We start from the raw sequence: 13,469 nt of genomic DNA, 5'->3' as shown, positions 1-13,469 counted from the left end.
TCCAGCACCTTGCATCGAGCGGTCGCCCCCCATGGATCGGCAGCCGCGATGGCATTCAATCACTTACCGGCAGGCGTGCACGACGCCTTGGCGCCATTGTCCGTCACTCCAGTGACACACTCGGTGTCGATGGCCAACGATCAACTCCCGCCGGAGGCGGGCGTACATCCCGCTCCCCGGACGGTCCTCGACCGACTCGCCGCCGGGCCGAGCCGGGCTGCACGCATCACTCATACGGAGCACTTGCCCCCGCGTCCCGGACGTCATGCCCCCTGGCCCGAGAAGATCCGGCCGGAAGTGATCGACGCCATCCGGGCGGCGGGCATCGAGCGCCCCTGGGCCCACCAGGCGCTCACCGCCGAGCACGCGCTGCGCGGCGAGTCCGTGGTCGTGGCCACCGGCACCGCCTCCGGCAAGTCCCTCGCCTACCTCGCGCCGGTGCTGAGCACCCTCCTGGACGGCTCCGAGGCCCCCAACGGCCGCGGCGCCACCGCCCTGTACCTCGCGCCCACCAAGGCCCTGGCCGCCGACCAGCGCCGCGCCGTGCGCGCCCTGGCCGGCCCCCTGGGCAAGGGCGTCCGGCCCGCCGTCTACGACGGCGACACGCCCGTGGAAGAACGCGAATGGGTGCGTCAGTACGCCAATTACGCACTCACCAACCCCGACATGCTCCACCGCTCGATCCTGCCCGCCCACCCCAGATGGGCCTCCTTCCTGCGCGCCCTGCGCTACGTCGTCGTCGACGAGTGCCACACCTACCGCGGCGTCTTCGGCTCCCACGTCGCCCAGGTGCTGCGCCGGCTGCGGCGCATCTGCGCCCGCTACGGCTCCTCCCCCGTCTTCCTCCTCGCCTCCGCCACCGCCTCCGACCCCGCCACCGCCGCGAGCCGCCTCACCGGCCTGCCGGTCACCGGCATCACCGAGGACGCCTCACCGCGCGGCGAGCTCGTCTTCGCCCTCTGGGAGCCCCCGCTCACCGAGCTCCACGGCGAGCGCGGCGTCCCCGTCCGCCGCACCGCCACCGCCGAGACCGCCGAGCTCCTCACCGACCTCGCCGTCCAGGGCGTCCGCACCGTCGCCTTCGTGCGCTCCCGGCGCGGCGCCGAGCTGATCGCCCTCATCGCCCAGGAACGCCTGGCCGCGATCGACCGCTCCCTCCCCTCCCGCGTCGCCGCCTACCGCGGCGGCTACCTCCCCGAAGAACGCCGGGCCATCGAGCGCTCCCTGCACACCGGCGAGCTCCTGGGCCTCGCCGCCACCTCCGCCCTCGAACTGGGCGTCGACGTCGCCGGCCTCGACGCCGTCCTCCTGTCCGGCTATCCCGGCACCCGCGCCTCCCTGTGGCAACAGGCCGGCCGCGCGGGCCGTACGGGCCGGGGCGCGCTCGCCGTCCTCATCGCCCGGGACGACCCCCTGGACACCTACCTCGTCCACCACCCCGAGGCGCTGTTCCGCCGTCCGGTGGAATCCACCGTCCTCGACCCGGACAACCCCTACGTCCTCGCCCCCCATCTGTGCGCCGCGGCCGAGGAACTGCCGCTCACCGAATCCGACCTGTCACTGTTCGGCCCCGAGGCCATGGTCGTGATCTCCCAGCTCGAGGCCCGCCGGCTGCTCCGCCGCCGGGCCGCCGCCTGGCACTGGACCCGCCGCGAGCGCGCCGCCGACCTCGCCGACATCCGCGGCGGCGGCGGACGGCCCGTCCAGGTCGTGGAGGAGGGCACGGGCCGGCTGCTGGGCACCGTGGACGCGGCCGCCGCCCACAGCACCGTCCACGAGGGCGCCGTCCACCTCCACCAGGGCCGTACGTACCTCGTGCGCCACCTCGACCTGGACGAGGCCGTCGCCCTCGTCGAGCAGGCCGACCCGCCCTATTCGACGACCGCCCGCGACACCACCGTCATCTCCGTCCTCGAGACCACCACCGAGGTCCCCTGGGGAGACGCACGGCTGTGCTTCGGCTCCGTCGAGGTCACCAACCAGGTCGTCTCCTTCCTCCGCCGCAAACTCATCACCGGCGAGGTCCTCGGCGAGTCCAAGCTGGACCTGCCGGCCCGCACCCTGCGCACCCGCGCCGTGTGGTGGACGGTCACCGAGGACCAGCTCGACGCCGCCCGCATCGCCCCCGAGGCTCTTGGCGGGGCCCTGCACGCCGCCGAACACGCCTCCATCGGCATGCTCCCCCTCTTCGCCACCTGCGACCGCTGGGACATCGGCGGCGTCTCCGTGCCCCTGCACCCCGACACCCTCCTGCCGACCGTCTTCGTCTACGACGGCCAGCCCGGCGGCGCCGGCTTCGCCGAGCGCGCCTTCCACACGGCCGCCCGCTGGCTCGGCGCCACCCGCGAGGCGATCGCCGCCTGCGAGTGCGACACCGGCTGCCCTTCGTGCATCCAGTCCCCCAAGTGCGGCAACGGCAACGACCCGCTCGACAAGAGGGCGGCGATCCGGCTGCTGACCCACCTCCTCGCCGGGGCCCCCGCCGCCGAGGACCCCGAAGGCCCCGAAGGCGCCAATGCTCCCGAAGGCCCCGAGAGCCCCTGAGGGCCGCCAGGAAGGAGCTAGGCAGGCGGCCCTGCGCGAGAGCGCACCCGTACGGAGTACGGACCGGCTCGCGCCTCCGCGGCCACTTCCGCGAACTCTCCCTTCACCGTGCAGCGCACCACCCGCGTCGCCTGTGCCGCGGCGACCTCACGAGCCAGCGCACAGGCCTCGCCCTCGCCGAGGAGAGCGTGATCCGCCGCCGCCAGCACCGCCAGGTCCGCCGCGCCGCCCGCGCGGTGCCGGGCCGCTACGGCCTGGCCCAGGGCCAGGACCGCGGCGAACACCACGCAGAACGCCGTCGCGGCGACCGCCGCCCACACCGACGCCATGCCCCGGTCACCCCACCGTCTCCTCCGCAAGGGCCACCGCCTCCCCGCTCAGCGGCATCGCCAGCGGCCCCGGCCCGTCCGCCTCCGCGTGAACCCGCACCCGCACCAGGTCCCCCTCCCGCGCCACCGAGATCCGCGCCCCGCGCGGAGCCGCCGACCGGGCCGCGGCGACGGCCGCCGACGGCGGGTCCGAGCGGGCCGCCGCCCGCGCCCCCGCCCTGGCCGCGTCCACACACTGGATCTGCGCGGCCGACGCCATCACGCCCCACATCAGGGCCAGGGTGAGGAGCGTCAGCACGGGCAGCACCAGAGCGGCCTCGGCGGTCACGTATCCCGCGTCTCCAGCGGCTCTCGTGCCCCTTGCGCCTCTCGCATCTCCCGCATCTCCCCCCTCAGAACGTCGCATGGAGGGCCTTCACGATCAGCTGTTGCAGTGCCGCGGTCACCGGCCCACTGGTGACCACCTTGTAGAGCACCGCCGCCAGCGCACAGGCGGCGAGCGTCCCCACCGCGTACTCCGCGGTCGTCATCCCGTCCTCGCCGGCACCCCGCACCCGTGCCCGGCACCGCGACCACCATGTCGCCGCCTTTCCGGGCGTGAGCTCGGGCGCGAGCGCCGTCATCAGCCTTGCTGTCGTGCCTGTCTTCGCCGTCATGTCGGATCCCCCTAGTCACCGCGGGCATGTCGCCTCGCGCATCGTCACTTTCCTTGTCGATTCGCTGCCTTGCCTTCCGGCCGTCCCCGGCCCTCAGCGAGTGCGCATCAATCCGCCGGCCAGCCCGATCACCACGGGAACCACACCGACCGTCAGAAAGGCGGGGAGGAAGCACAGTCCCAGCGGAGCCGTTGCCAGCACGCCCGCGCGCCGGGCCCGTATCCCCGCCGCCCGCGCCTGCGCCGCGCGCAGCTGCGCGGCCAGCCGCGACATGGGCTCCACCGCCGGAACTCCCGTCGCCTGAGCGCGTTCCAGACAGCGGGCCGTCGCCCTGGCTCCGGGGAGGCCGCCGAGCCGGCCCCAGGCAACGCCCGGCTCTCCGCCCAGTCGGACTTCCGCCGCGGCCTGGGCCAGCCGTTCCCCCACCGGGCCGCCGAGCGAGCCCCCGACCGCCTCGGCGGCCTCCCGTGGGCCGGCGCCCGCGGCGAGGCAGGCGGCGAGGAGATCGGCCGCGAGAGGCAACTGGGGCCCCACCTCCTCCGCGGAGACCTCGTCACCGGCGCGGTCCGCTCTCCGGCGCCACCACCAGATGCCGTAGGCGGCTGCGAGCCCCGCCACGCACCAGGTGATTCCTCCGGCGAACCCGACGAGGACGAAGCCGGCGCTTCCCGTCACCGCCAAGGGCCGACCGCCTCCCGCCGCCACGACCTGCCGCACCCGCTTCCGCCACGCGTTCGCCGCCCCCAGCGGACCTGGTGCACCCGACGAGCCTGCCGAACGCACCGGCCGCGTCGAGCCCGCTGTCCCGGCCGTGTTGAGCAGCAGAGCTCCTCGCCACCGGACCGATCTCCCGCCGCGAACCTGCTGCCCCAGGACCGTCACGGCCGACGCCGCCACGACCGCCAGAACCACTGCCCACAGGCTGTGGACAACTTCCGAACTCACTTCCGCCCCCTTCCCGGGCCTTCGGCCGCCCGTACGATCCGCCGCGTCCAGGCGATTCCCGCGCACTCGAGCAGCCCGCCGAGGGCCAGACAGCCGAGCCCGCCCGGCGTGTGCAGTAACACCCGCAACGGCTCCGCCCCCAGCGCACTGCCCATCAGCAGGGCCAGCACCGGCAGCAGGGCGAGCATCACGGCGGTCGACCGGGTGCCGGCCAACTGCGCCCGTAGCTCGTCCCGCTGGTCGCGCTCCGCCCCGAGGGCGGCCGCGACCCGCTCCAGCCCGGCGGCGAGCCCCGCTCCGCCGTCGACCGCGACCCGCCAGCACGCGGCCACGCCGTTGAGCCCCTCCGCGCCTTCCTGCAGCCCTGCCTGCCGCAGCGCTTTCGGCACGTCTCCCCCGAACCGCGCGGCCGCCGGCACCGCCGACCAGCCAGGTCCCAGCGCTTGACCTGTCAACGCCGCGACCGCCTCACCCGGTTGACGCCCCGCCCGCAGCTCGCCCGCGACGGTGCCGCACATCTCGATGACAGCCGCCTCCCGCCGCTCGCGCTCCCGCTCTCGTATCCGCGCGGCCAGCACTCGCCGTACGAGCGGCACGGCCAGCACCGCGGCGATGGGTGGCAGCACGGAATCGCCCAGGAAGCCGATCGCGCAGCCGACCGGAAGGCAGCCCCACCCGCGCCTCTCCCGGGCCATCCGCCGCAGCCGGACGCCCCATTCGGCGAACCGTGGAGGCACCGGCGCCCACACTCCACTCCCGATGGCCGTCTCTCCCCCGGCCAACAGCAGCCTGGCCCGCCGCAACTCCGCCCCCGAGCGTGCCCTCAGCCCCATGGCCACCGCCCAGCACAGCAGCAGCGCGAAGCCGCTCCACGGCACCGCCTGCGCAGCCGTCATGGCGGCGGACAAGCGAACCCCGCCGGTCATGATGCACTCCTGCCGCGCCGGCACAACGCCACCAGTCGTCCCCACCCGGGCGCCTGCTCGAAGCCATCCGCGCCCCAGACGGCCGCGGGGACGGTCGTCACGAACCCCGCACGGTCACGGTCCAGCACGTGCACCTCCGCGACCCGCCGTCGGCCGCCGTGATCGCGTACGAGGTGGATCACGACGGACAAGGCGGCCGCCAACTGGCTGTGCAGCGCGGCCCGGTCGAGCCCTGCCGTCGAGCCCAGCGCTTCCAGCCGGGCCGGTACGTCCGAGGCCGCGTTGGCGTGCACCGTGCCGCAGCCGCCTTCATGGCCGGTGTTGAGCGCGGCCAGCAGGTCGGTCACCTCCGGACCGCGCACCTCCCCGACCACGAGCCGGTCGGGGCGCATGCGCAGGGCCTGGCGGACCAGGTCCCGCAGGGTGACCAGGCCGCTGCCCTCCTGGTTCGCGGGCCGGGTCTCCAGCCGCACGACGTGCGGGTGGTCGGGTCGCAGCTCGGCGGAGTCCTCGGCGAGCACGATGCGCTCGTCCGGCGCGACCAGTCCCAGCAGGCTGGAGAGCAATGTGGTCTTGCCCGAGCCCGTACCACCGCTGATGAGAAACGACAGGCGGGCCTCGAGCACGGCCCGCAGCAGCCGCTGCCCTCCGGCGGGCACCGTGCCCGCTTCCACCAGCTCCTCCAGCGCGAAGGCCCTGGGGCGCACGACCCGTAGCGAGAGGCAGGTGGAACCGACGGCCACCGGCGGCAGCACGGCGTGCAGGCGTGTGCCGTCCGGAAGCCGGGCGTCCACCCAGGGCCGGGCGTCGTCCAGCCTGCGCCCGGCGATGGCGGCGAGTCGCTGTGCCAGCCTGCGCACCGCCGCCGGGTCGGGGAAGGACACCTGGGTGCGTTCCAGGCCCGCGCCACGGTCCACCCACACCTGATCGGGCGCGGTGACCAGCACATCGGTGACGTCCGGCTCGGCGAGCAGAGGCTCCAGCGGTCCGGTGCCGACCAGTTCCGATCGCAACCGGGCCGCCACGCCGAGCACTTCGGCGTCCCCCATCAGCCGTCCTTCGGAGCGCAGCGCCTCCGCCACCCGTGCGGGTGTCGGCTCGGCACCGCTCTCGGCCAGTCGCAGGCGCACCGCCTCCAGTAGCGCGCCGCTCATACCGGCATCCCTCCGCCCTCGGCGAGCGCCTGCGTCCAGAATTCGGCGCTGAAGCGGGCCAGCGGCCCGCGCTCGGCGCTCCCGGGCGGCCGGCCGGCGTTCATGGCGTCCGTAAGGCCTGGCTCCAGGGGCAGTTCACCGGCCAGCGGCAGCCCCAGCAGGCGTGCGATCTCCTCACTCGCCAGCCCGGACCCGAACGGTCCGCGGACCACCGCGCGGAGGTCGCCCAGCATCATTCGCAGCACGGAGGCCACCCGGTGCGCCGCCGCGACGGCCCGCAGCTCGGCGGGCACCACCAGCAGGCCCATGTCGAGCTGGCCGAGGGCCTCCAGGGCCGTTTCGTCCAGCCTGCGCGGCAGGTCCACGACCACCACCCCGCCGCGCCTGCGCGCCGCGGCCAGGACGGCACGCATCGCATCGGGCGGGACGGCCGCGCAGTCGCCGCGGTCCCAGCTCAGAACACGCAGGGAGTGCAGCTCGGGCAGGGCCTCCTCCAGCGCCCGGGCGGCCACCCGGCCGCGCGAGTCGGCGAAGGCGGGCCAGCGCAGTCCTTCGGCCCGCTCCCCGCCGAGCAGGACGTCGAGGCCGCCTCCCAGCGGATCGCCGTCGATCAGCATGGTCCGCCGGCCGGCACGGGCGGCTCCGACGGCCAGGGCGCAGGCCAGGGTGCTCGCCCCCGCGCCACCCCGGCCGCCGATCACCCCGACCGTGAGCGCGGGGCGTCCCACACCTTCCACGGCGTCGGCGATGCGGTCGACCAGCCAGCTCTCGCCGTCGGGCAACAGCGCGACGTTCTGGGCGCCGATGCCGACGGCCCGCCGCCATACGCCGGAGTCGTCGAGGTCCGCGCCGACGAGCACGACACCTTCCCTGCGGGCGACGCCGCCCAGCCCGGTCGCGCAGTCGTCGCCCACCAGGATCAGCGGGGCGTTCTCCCAGCCGCCCGTGCGCGGGGGCGCCCCATGAGCGACCTCGGGCACCGCCCCCGCCGCCGCGCACAGCCGCAGCAGATCGTCGAGCAGTTCCTCGTCCGCCGTGACGATCAGCGGCCTGCCCTGGCGCACGTCCATGGCAGCCGGACAATCGGATGTGTTGGATCCGGTCACGGTCTCCTCCCCTCTCACTACGCGCTCTCGCATCCGCGGACATCGCGGAACTCGCGGGGAATCACCGTGCAGCGAACTGGGAAATCGTGTGGATCTTGGTCAAAAACTGTGGACAACTCAACGGATGTGAATATCCCGCTCACCTATACCGGTGACTTCCGGAGAGCAGCCTGTTGATTACCCTGCGTAACAGGTATGAAGGAGGCGTCGACCCCGCCCGCCGGGGCGTACGGAGAGGGGGAGGACCCGATGGCGATGCCGGAAACGCATCCGGACATGCGACGACCCCCGCCGGGGGGGAGAGCGGGGGTCGTCCCCACGGCCGACTCGGGGGGGGGGGAGGAGTCGGACCGGGTTAGACACGGTCGCGAACGATCCGTGACTTCCATGGTGTACCCGAGAGCCTTCTCAGGCAAACCCACACGCCTCAGCTTACGCCGAATGGAGGGCGCCTTATGCTCGGCGGCGTGGAAAACCACTCCTTGCCTCGGACTGCCGCGTTCTTTGATCTGGACAAGACAGTCATTGCGAAGTCGAGCACGCTCACCTTCAGCAAGTCCTTCTACCAAGGCGGCCTGATCAACAGGCGCGCCGTGCTGCGCACCGCCTACGCGCAGTTCGTCTTCCTGGCCGGCGGGGCCGACCACGATCAGATGGAGCGGATGCGCGAGTATCTGTCGGCACTCTGCCGCGGCTGGAATGTCCAGCAGGTCCGCGAGATCGTCGCCGAGACCCTGCACCAGCTCATCGACCCGATCATTTACGACGAGGCCGCGTCACTCATCGAAGAGCACCACACCGCCGGGCGCGACGTGGTGATCGTCAGCACCTCCGGCGCGGAAGTCGTGGAGCCGATCGGCGCCCTGCTGGGCGCGGACCGGGTGGTCGCCACCCGAATGGTCGTAAAGGAGGGCGTTTTCACCGGGGAGGTCGAGTACTACGCCTACGGCCCCACCAAAGCGGAGGCCATCAGGGAGCTCGCCGCCTCGGAGGGATACGACCTGGCGCGCTGCTACGCCTACAGCGATTCGGTGACCGACATCCCGATGCTGGAATCCGTCGGCCATCCGCACGCCGTCAATCCGGATCGTGGGCTGCGCCGTGAGGCCGTCGCGCGCGACTGGCCGATCCTTTCCTTCAGCCGGCCCGTGCGGCTCAAACAGCGCGTTCCGTCGTTGTCGATGCCCTCGCGCCCCGCGCTGGTGGCGGCCGCGGCGGTGGGTGCGGCGGCCGCGACGGCTGGCCTGGTCTGGTTCGCCAGCCGACGGCGCTCGCCCGTACCCGCCTTGGTTGGTTTTGCACCCAAAAGCAAAGAAGTGCGGCTTGCACTTCCGCTTCTGTCACGACAGGAGTAGAAAGGACTTAACGGCCCGCGAGACCAGGGACATCCGGGAGGACGCCCTTCACGCACCAAGGCCCCACGGACCGCGCACGAAAGCCGGGCACCCACGCGACGCCGACCCGTCGATTACGGGCCAGCCGCACCAGGTGACGGGCGAAGTACCTGACCTGATGGGCAAATTTCGTGCACGCATGGTAACCCGGCGGACGTGCCAGCGGCGGTACCGGAGCAGTACAGGTACCGCCGCAACCCATGTCCGCACCAGGCGAGTTCCCGGGTGCCGGGCGTGCGATCAGGCCGCGCCGCGCTGGAGCGCCTCGCAGACGGCCGTGCTCTCCCGAACGCCGAGCTCGACGGCGCGACCGCAGTGCGCGATCCAGGCCGCCACCCCGTCGGGCGTGCCGGACACATAGCCCTCGAGCGCGGCCGCATAAGCCTGCGGACCCAGCTCCGCGTGCCCGACCTCGGCCGGGCAGACCGACTTCGGGTCCAGCCCGCTGCCCACGAGCACGATCCGCTCGGCCGCGCGCGCGACCAGGCCGTTGTACGACCCGAACGGCCGCAGCGCCAGCAGCTCGCCGTGCACCACGGCCGCCGTCACCAGCGCGGGCGCCTGGCTTCCCGCGATCAGCAGGCCGGCCAGCCCCTCGAGCCGGCCCGACATCTCGTCGGCGTCCGGAAGCGGCAAACGGAGCAGCGGCTCGTCGACCGCCTCACCGGCCAGCCGCGGCCTGCCGATCGCGTCATCCGGCCGGCCGCCCCCGGCGGCCACGAGGTGCAGCCGGGCCAGGACCCGCAGCGGCGACTGCCGCCACACGCTCAGCAGTTGGCCCGCCTCGGCGGTCAGCCGCAACGCCGCGCCCACCGTGCGCGGCTCGCCCTCCGCACCGAAGTCGGTGCGGCGACGCACCTCTTCCAGCGCCCAGTCCGCGCCGGACAGCGCGGCCGAGCCCCGCGCCCCTCGCAGAGCGGCCTCAGAGGTGATCTCATTGCTGCGGCGACGCATCACCCGGTGGCCGTACACCCGGTCCACCGCCTTGCGCACGGAGTCCACGGAGTCGGCGACGCCCGGGAGCGAGCCCAGGACGGCGAGCGGATCAGCTGTCGTACTCATGGGTAAAACAGTACGCACTTCGCCCTCACACCCCTCGAAAGAGTGGTCCTCTTCACTCACCGCTCTCACTCAGAGCACCTCCGCACCTACTCTTGGTGAACATGAAGATCGCTTTCGTAGGGAAGGGCGGCAGCGGCAAGACGACGCTGTCCTCTTTGTTCATCCGGCACCTCGCCGCCGAGCAGGTCCCGGTCATCGCCGTGGACGCCGACATCAACCAGCACCTGGGCGCCGCGCTGGGGCTCGACGAGGCGGAGAGCGCCGCCCTGCCCGCGATGGGGGCGCGGCTGCCCCTGATCAAGGAATTCCTGCGCGGGTCGAACCCGCGCATCACCTCGGCCGAGACCATGATCAAGACGACGCCCCCGGGCGAGGGCTCCCGGCTGCTGCGCGTCCGTGAGGACAACCCGGTCTACGAGGCGTGCGCCCGCACGGTCCGGCTGGACGACGAGGCCGCCGTGCGGCTGATGGTGACCGGCCCGTTCAACGACTCCGACCTGGGTGTCGCCTGCTACCACTCGAAGGTCGGCGCGGTCGAGCTGTGCCTGAACCACCTCGTCGACGGCCCGGGCGAGTACGTGGTCGTCGACATGACGGCGGGCAGCGACTCCTTCGCCTCCGGCATGTTCACCCGTTTCGACATGACCTTCCTGATCGCCGAACCCACCCGTAAGGGTGTCTCCGTGTACCGGCAGTACAAGGAGTACGCCCGGGACTTCGGCGTCGGACTGAAGGTCGTCGGCAACAAGGTGCAGGGCCCCGACGACCTCGACTTCCTGCGTGCCGAGGTGGGCGACGACCTGCTGACGACCTTCGGCCACTCCGACTGGGTGCGCGCCATGGAGAAGGGACGCCCGCCCCGCTTCGAGCTCCTGGAAGAAGTCAACCGGAACGCTCTGGGCACCCTGCGGGCCACGGCGGACCGGTCGTACGAGCGGCGCGACTGGCAGCGGTACACCCGTCAGATGGTGCACTTCCACCTCAAGAACGCGGAGCGCTGGGGCAACGCGAAGACGGGTGCGGACCTGGCGGCCCAGGTCGACCCCGCCTTCGTACTGGACGAACGACTCCTGGCCGCTCCCCAGCCGGCCTGACGAGCGGGCCCTGCACGGTCGACGGCTTAGCCGTCAACGCCCGAAACGGGCCAAACAGATAAAAGTACATAGTCACCCAATAGGGGGAAGCTTCCGCCCGCCCCTCGGTCATTTCTTTACTCTCCATTACGATTCATTTACTGAGAGTTGAGAAACACCCGCCATCGCAGACACGAGGACGGGAAATGACCATGCGCGCTCGGCAGGACGTGTCCGCCTCCGCCTCCCTCTTTCTGGCCGCCGTTCCCCTCTCCCTGGGAATCGCGCTCGCCTGCGGCGCACCGCTGTGGGCGGGGCCGGTCGCGGTGGCGGTGGGCGGCATCGTGGCCGGGCTGTTCGGGGGAACGTCGCTTCGCGCGAGCGGCGCGGCCACGGGGCTGATCGTGGTGACGGCCGGGCTGGTCCAGCACCACGGCTGGCGCGCCATGTGCGCCATCACTGTGCTTGCCGGCGCGGCCCAACTCCTCCTGGGCGCGGTGCGAATGGCCCGCCCCTCGCTCATGGCGCGCGCACTTCCGGCGATCGGTCCGCCGATCGCCGCGGGCATGCTCGCCGCGATCGGTGTCACGATCGTGCTCGGTCGGCTGCCCGCCGTGCTGGGCAGCCGGCCCAACGAGTCGGCCCTGGGGAATCTGGCGGCTCTCCCCGCCGACATGATGCGTGCGCACCTGCCGACGCTGCTGGTGGGCGTGGCCACCGTGGTGGTTCTGGTCGCCTGGCCGCGCCTGCCCGTGCCGGCCGCCCGGTGGACCCGGCCGGTCCCCGCGCCGTTCGCCGCCCTGGCCGTCGCCACGGCGACGGGCCTCGTTCTGGACGTGGCCCGCGTCACCGCCTCCCCTTGGGAGTTGACGGCGCTCCCCGCCCTGCCGGACGGGCCGGTGGTGGGGCTCCTCGGAGCCGTTGTGGCGGTCGTGCTCGTCGCGAGCGCGGAGACGCCCGGCCTCTCGGCGCGTGCGTTCGCCGGCCAGGGGGTGGCCAATCTGCTGTCCGGGCTGCTGGGCGGGTTGCCGGTGGCGGGCGGCGCGATCCACGCCTGGCGTCCCGCCCGGCCGGGCGCCGAGGACGAGCACACCGCAGGAGACACGAGGCGGGACCGGGCGCCGACCGCGGCGGAAGAAACAGAAAGAGAAGAAGGCTCCCGCGCGGCGACCGTTCTGTACGGCGTAGGAGCACTGCTGTGCGCCGCCCTGCTCACGGCCACGTTCGCGTGGGTCCCGGCGGTCGCCCTGGCGGTTCTGATCACGGCGGTCGGCGTGCGGATGGTGCGCTCCGCGCACCTTCGGCACGCGCGACGGCAAGGCGACTTCGCGGTCTACGCGGCCACGTTGGGGGCCGTAGTGCTGTTCGGCGTTCTGCAGGGGGTCACTGTGGGCATCTCGGTCACCGCGCTTCTCGCGCTGAGGCGGCGCTGGGCCGGCTTTCGCAGCCGGTACGGACACGAGGCAGCGGGTGCCGTCGGCGCCCACAGCTGCCTCCCCTGGACGCCCTGGCGCCAGCACGACTGCACCCGCCCCGCGGACGCCGAAGCGGACGCGGCGGAGATCGGTGGCGAGCGGCAACTGCTCGGCGGGGTCAGCGCCTTCCAGCGCAACACCGCCCCGCTCGTCCGCGACGAGCTGGCGCGGCTCGCCCGCGAGGGCCAGCGCCCCAGCCAGCTCTTCCTGACCTGCGCCGACTCCCGGCTGGTGACCAGCATGATCACCTCCAGCGGCCCCGGAGATCTCTTCACCGTGCGCAACGTCGGCAATCTGATGCCTCCGCCCGGCAGCGACGCCAGCTGCGACTCGGTGGCGGCGGCCGTGGAGTACGCGGTCGAGGTGCTGAAGGTGGGCAGCATCACCGTGTGCGGCCACTCCGGATGCGGGGCGATGCAGGCACTGCTGGACCTCGCCGCCTCCCCCGCCGGGCACGGACTTCCGGTCGGCGGCCAGACCCCGCTCACCCGCTGGCTGCGGCACGGCCGCCCGAGCCTGGCCCGTATGCAGCGGATCGGGCGGCTGGGGCGCGGGGAGGTGGCGCTGGCCGAGCGGCTCGTGACGGATGACGTGGAGCGGCTGGCGCTCGTCAACGTGATGCAGCAGCTCGACCACCTGATGGCCCATGCCTGTGTCGCCCGACGGGTGGCGGAAGGATCGCTTCAGCTGCACGGGATGTACTTCCACGTGGGCGAGGCTCAGGCCTACGTCCTCGACCGCCGCTCCCGCACCTTCACCGCTGTCCGGCCCGGGGTCCTGGATGCGGCGTGAGCTCTCCCTGACC

General features: G+C 73.0%; 12 protein-coding genes. 4 read left to right on the top strand and 8 right to left on the bottom strand.

Annotated features, from left to right (window positions below; all coding sequences use genetic code 11):
- The first annotated feature begins 48 nt into the window (after window positions 1-48).
- Complete coding sequence (gene sftH / locus IE295_RS13945; RefSeq protein WP_190063910.1) at window positions 49-2,544, top strand: DEAD/DEAH box helicase; 2,496 nt, start codon at window positions 49-51, stop codon at window positions 2,542-2,544.
- Window positions 2,545-2,561: 17 nt separating this feature from the next.
- Here the strand turns inward: sftH and IE295_RS13940 are convergent, their stop codons facing one another.
- The 7 genes from IE295_RS13940 to ssd all read right to left on the bottom strand — a co-directional run bounded on the left by IE295_RS13940 (window position 2,562) and on the right by ssd (window position 7,660).
- On the bottom strand, window positions 2,562-2,873 hold the full coding sequence (locus IE295_RS13940) for an Rv3654c family TadE-like protein (protein ID WP_190063909.1): 312 nt from the start codon (window positions 2,871-2,873) through the stop codon (window positions 2,562-2,564).
- 7 nt (window positions 2,874-2,880) lie between these two features.
- A complete protein-coding gene (locus IE295_RS13935) occupies window positions 2,881-3,279 on the bottom strand; it encodes a TadE family type IV pilus minor pilin (RefSeq protein ID WP_190063908.1) in 399 nt (132 codons plus the stop codon).
- The gene (locus IE295_RS13930; protein ID WP_224323016.1) at window positions 3,266-3,529 is read right to left on the bottom strand and encodes a DUF4244 domain-containing protein; all 264 of its coding nucleotides are present in this window, start codon (window positions 3,527-3,529) and stop codon (window positions 3,266-3,268) included. Before IE295_RS13930 ends, IE295_RS13935 begins: the two co-directional genes overlap by 14 nt.
- 93 nt (window positions 3,530-3,622) lie before the next feature.
- Window positions 3,623-4,204 carry a type II secretion system F family protein gene (locus IE295_RS13925; RefSeq protein ID WP_372478808.1) on the bottom strand — a complete coding sequence of 194 codons (582 nt, stop codon included), beginning with the start codon at window positions 4,202-4,204 and terminating at the stop codon, window positions 3,623-3,625.
- A 266-nt stretch (window positions 4,205-4,470) separates the two neighbouring features.
- The gene (locus IE295_RS13920) at window positions 4,471-5,400 is read right to left on the bottom strand and encodes a type II secretion system F family protein (protein WP_224323015.1); all 930 of its coding nucleotides are present in this window, start codon (window positions 5,398-5,400) and stop codon (window positions 4,471-4,473) included.
- On the bottom strand, window positions 5,397-6,554 hold the full coding sequence (locus IE295_RS13915; protein ID WP_190063906.1) for a TadA family conjugal transfer-associated ATPase: 1,158 nt from the start codon (window positions 6,552-6,554) through the stop codon (window positions 5,397-5,399). The genes IE295_RS13920 and IE295_RS13915 overlap by 4 nt, the downstream gene beginning before the upstream one ends.
- On the bottom strand, window positions 6,551-7,660 hold the full coding sequence (gene ssd / locus IE295_RS13910; RefSeq protein ID WP_372478803.1) for a septum site-determining protein Ssd: 1,110 nt from the start codon (window positions 7,658-7,660) through the stop codon (window positions 6,551-6,553). The genes IE295_RS13915 and ssd overlap by 4 nt, the downstream gene beginning before the upstream one ends.
- 455 nt (window positions 7,661-8,115) lie before the next feature.
- Between ssd and IE295_RS13905 the strand changes: the two genes are divergently transcribed.
- Window positions 8,116-9,015 (top strand): HAD family hydrolase, encoded by a 900-nt coding sequence (locus IE295_RS13905; protein ID WP_224323014.1) that lies wholly within the window; start codon window positions 8,116-8,118, stop codon window positions 9,013-9,015.
- Window positions 9,016-9,294: 279 nt separating this feature from the next.
- Here the strand turns inward: IE295_RS13905 and IE295_RS13900 are convergent, their stop codons facing one another.
- Window positions 9,295-10,116: a Fic family protein gene (locus IE295_RS13900; RefSeq protein ID WP_190063904.1), complete on the bottom strand. Its 822-nt coding sequence runs from the start codon at window positions 10,114-10,116 to the stop codon at window positions 9,295-9,297.
- Window positions 10,117-10,217: 101 nt separating this feature from the next.
- Here IE295_RS13900 and IE295_RS13895 point away from each other — a divergent pair, with 101 nt between their 5' ends.
- Complete coding sequence (locus tag IE295_RS13895; protein ID WP_190063903.1) at window positions 10,218-11,210, top strand: ATP-binding protein; 993 nt, start codon at window positions 10,218-10,220, stop codon at window positions 11,208-11,210.
- A 185-nt stretch (window positions 11,211-11,395) separates the two neighbouring features.
- On the top strand, window positions 11,396-13,456 hold the full coding sequence (locus IE295_RS13890) for a carbonic anhydrase (RefSeq protein WP_190063902.1): 2,061 nt from the start codon (window positions 11,396-11,398) through the stop codon (window positions 13,454-13,456).
- Window positions 13,457-13,469 lie beyond the last annotated feature (13 nt).

The organism is Streptomyces griseocarneus (assembly GCF_014655595.1).
In the GTDB taxonomy this organism is placed as follows: Bacteria; Actinomycetota; Actinomycetes; order Streptomycetales; family Streptomycetaceae; genus Streptomyces; species Streptomyces griseocarneus.
This window is presented reverse-complemented; position numbering and strand designations above follow the sequence as displayed.

Coding starts and splice junctions, on each gene's coding strand:
- sftH (WP_190063910.1), top strand. CDS start 49: ATGGCATTCAATCACTTACCGGCAGGCGTGCACGACGCCTTGGCGCCA.
- IE295_RS13940 (WP_190063909.1), bottom strand. CDS start 2,873: ATGGCGTCGGTGTGGGCGGCGGTCGCCGCGACGGCGTTCTGCGTGGTG.
- IE295_RS13935 (WP_190063908.1), bottom strand. CDS start 3,279: ATGCGACGTTCTGAGGGGGGAGATGCGGGAGATGCGAGAGGCGCAAGG.
- IE295_RS13930 (WP_224323016.1), bottom strand. CDS start 3,529: ATGACGGCGAAGACAGGCACGACAGCAAGGCTGATGACGGCGCTCGCG.
- IE295_RS13920 (WP_224323015.1), bottom strand. CDS start 5,400: ATGACCGGCGGGGTTCGCTTGTCCGCCGCCATGACGGCTGCGCAGGCG.
- IE295_RS13915 (WP_190063906.1), bottom strand. CDS start 6,554: ATGAGCGGCGCGCTACTGGAGGCGGTGCGCCTGCGACTGGCCGAGAGC.
- IE295_RS13905 (WP_224323014.1), top strand. CDS start 8,116: ATGCTCGGCGGCGTGGAAAACCACTCCTTGCCTCGGACTGCCGCGTTC.
- IE295_RS13900 (WP_190063904.1), bottom strand. CDS start 10,116: ATGAGTACGACAGCTGATCCGCTCGCCGTCCTGGGCTCGCTCCCGGGC.
- IE295_RS13895 (WP_190063903.1), top strand. CDS start 10,218: ATGAAGATCGCTTTCGTAGGGAAGGGCGGCAGCGGCAAGACGACGCTG.
- IE295_RS13890 (WP_190063902.1), top strand. CDS start 11,396: ATGACCATGCGCGCTCGGCAGGACGTGTCCGCCTCCGCCTCCCTCTTT.